This is a genomic window from Sphingopyxis sp. (genome assembly GCF_036402335.1).
GTDB lineage: Bacteria > Pseudomonadota > Alphaproteobacteria > Sphingomonadales > Sphingomonadaceae > Sphingopyxis.
This window is the reverse complement of the sequence record NZ_DASWTD010000042.1, coordinates 1-2,515: the sequence shown is the minus strand read 5'-3', so window position 1 is coordinate 2,515 and position 2,515 is coordinate 1. Positions and strand designations below refer to the sequence as shown.

Below are 2,515 nucleotides of genomic sequence, written 5' to 3'. Positions count from 1 at the left end.
CGCTTTGCCGCGAAAGCTGCCTTGGCGGCGGCCGCGCTGCTCGTCGCGGCATAGGCCGACTGGGTCAGGTCGCCGGTGGTCGAGGCCGACAGGCCCGCGGCCTGCGCGGCGGCAGCGAGCGAGGTGCCGCCGCGGACCTTGGCGGCGAGCGCGTTCGCCGCAGCCTGATCGGGGACGATCACCTGCGCAAACCGGCGCGTTTCACTCGCGGCATACCGCGCCGCATTGTCCTTGTAGACCTTGGCGATTTCGGCGTCGGCGACCGCGGGAACCGGCACGGCGCTGCGATCGAACAGCGCATATTGGATCACCCGGCGCTCGGGGACGGTGAATTTGGCCTTGTTCTGGGCCAGATATTTCTGGAGCACGGCGTCGCCCGGATCACCGGCGGGAGCAAAGGGGCTGGCCGGAATGAAGGTCGCCTGACCGCGGCGCTGTTCGAGCAGCAGCGCGGCATAGGGTTGCGCCATGCCGAGGCCGATGCGCGGCATCGAAGCGATCGGCGCGGCGAGCTGTTCGATCAGGAGCTGCTGGCGCAGGTCGCGGCGAAGCTGGGCTTCGGTGACGCCGTTCTGGCGCAGGAAATTCTCGAACACCTTCTGGTCGAAGGTCCCCGCAACGCCGGCAAAGGCGGGCAGGTCGGCGATGCGCCCGTCGATCAGGCGCTTGCTGACGCTGAAGCCCATCTTGCTCGCGAACTGGTCGAAGGCGAGGCCCTCGACAAGCTGGTCGAGCACCTGGTCGAGGCCGCCGGCTTCGACGAAGGCCGCCATCGTCAGCGTGGGCTGCTGTTGCCGCGCCTGATTATAGGCCTGACGCGCGCGGTCGCGCAATTCGCCGATGCCGATTTCCTCGCTGCCGACCTTGGCGACATTGGCGCCGCCGATTCCGCCGAAGGTCGAATTGCCGGTCACGTCGCCGAGCGCGAAGGCGACCCCGACGAGGAGGACGAAGGCAAGGGCGAGGAATTTGCCGATCGTCGAGGAAAACATGGCGCGGATGGCAGTAATCATGGAACGGGCGTTCTTTCGGCAAGGCGCGAGGATGCGCGATTGCGCGTTGCTTTAGAGAGGTGAAGGGACGGCATCAAGGCGGGAAAGGGGCTTTTCGCGGGAGGGCGTTACCCGGCTTGCCTAGCGCCCCCGCTCGCCGCTAGGGCACGGGCATCGTTCGGACAGCGGGAGAGACTGGGCAATGGCACGGCGCAAATATGTGGTCGGCAACTGGAAAATGAACGGCGTGTCGGCTGCGCTTGCCGACGCGCAGGCGATTTTCGCGGGCGCGGAGGCGCGTCCGGCGGTCGATGTCGCGCTTTGCCCGCCGTTTACGCTGGTCGGTGCGATGGTCGCCGCCGCGCCGGCGGGGGCGGCCGTCGGCGGGCAGGATTGCCACAGCGCGGCGTCGGGCGCCTTCACCGGATCGGTCGCAGCTGCGATGCTCGCCGATATCGGCGCGCGCGTCGTGATCGTCGGCCATAGCGAACGGCGCGATGGTTTTGGCGAGAGCGATGCCGACGTGCGCGCGAAGGCCGAGGCGGGGCTTGGCGCCGGCCTGTCGGTCATCCTGTGCGTCGGCGAACCGCGCGACGTGCGCGAATCGGGCGGCGCGATCGACCATGTGCTGGCGCAGGTCGCCGGATCGGTTCCGGACGATTTCGATCCGCACCGGCTGGCGATCGCCTATGAACCGATCTGGGCAATCGGTACCGGGCTGGTGCCGACGGTCGCCGACGTAGCCGCGATGCATGGCGCGATCCGCGGCGCGCTGGCGGCGCGTTTCGGCGATGCGGCGGCGGATATGCGCATCCTCTACGGCGGGTCGGTCAATGGCGAGAATGCCGCCGAACTGCTGGGGACGGACGATGTCGACGGTGCGCTGGTCGGCGGTGCGAGCCTGACCGCCGCGAAGTTCCTGCCGATCGTCGAGGCGGCTGCGGCGCTTTAGGCGGACGCGCTATGGGTTGAAGCGAAGCCGCTTCGTCTCTATGTGCGCCGCGGGCGCGGTCCGTGTGAGGCCGCGCGAGTTCGGGAAAATTTCATGTCGAATCTGTTCACCTTCATCCTCGTCCTGCAGGCGCTTGTTGCCGCGACGATGATCGGCGTCATTTTGATGCAGAAGTCGGAAGGTGGCGGTCTGGGCGTCGGCGGCAGCCCTGCAGGCCTGCTTTCGGCGCGCGGTGCGGCGGATTTCATGACCCGGGCGACGACGATCCTCGCGACCGCGTTCGTCGCGCTGTCGATCCTGCTCGCAGCGATGGCTTCGGTCGGGCGCAGCGGTTCGACGATCGACACCTCGCTGTCGAAGGCGGCCCAGACGAGCGGCGCCGCGCCGTCTTCCTCGCTGACCGGCCCCGCGCAGCCTGCTCAGGGCGCCGCGCCCGCAAATGCTGCGTCTGCTCCGGCGAGCGACGATCCGCTCGCCGCTGCCGCAGCGGCGGCTGCGAGCAAGGAAGCCGCTCCGGCTCCTGCCCAGGGCAATCAGGCGCCGCCTGCCAAGAAGTAACCGGCGGCTCCGG

At 68.7% G+C, this 2,515-nt stretch carries 3 protein-coding genes; 2 read left to right on the top strand and 1 reads right to left on the bottom strand.

All coding sequences use genetic code 11. From position 1 onward, the window contains the following. Nucleotides 1–1,013, bottom strand: a 1,013-nt coding sequence (locus VGD20_RS01130) for a SurA N-terminal domain-containing protein (protein WP_331132690.1), incomplete at its 3' end; no start/stop codon positions are given. 181 nt (nt 1,014–1,194) lie between these two features. Between VGD20_RS01130 and tpiA the strand changes: the two genes are divergently transcribed. Continuing rightward, nucleotides 1,195–1,944, top strand: coding sequence for a triose-phosphate isomerase (gene tpiA, locus VGD20_RS01125; protein ID WP_331132689.1), 750 nt, complete (start codon nt 1,195–1,197; stop codon nt 1,942–1,944). Between the two features lie 102 nt (nt 1,945–2,046). Then, nucleotides 2,047–2,502 carry a preprotein translocase subunit SecG gene (secG, locus tag VGD20_RS01120; RefSeq protein WP_331132691.1) on the top strand — a complete coding sequence of 152 codons (456 nt, stop codon included), beginning with the start codon at nt 2,047–2,049 and terminating at the stop codon, nt 2,500–2,502. Nucleotides 2,503–2,515 lie beyond the last annotated feature (13 nt).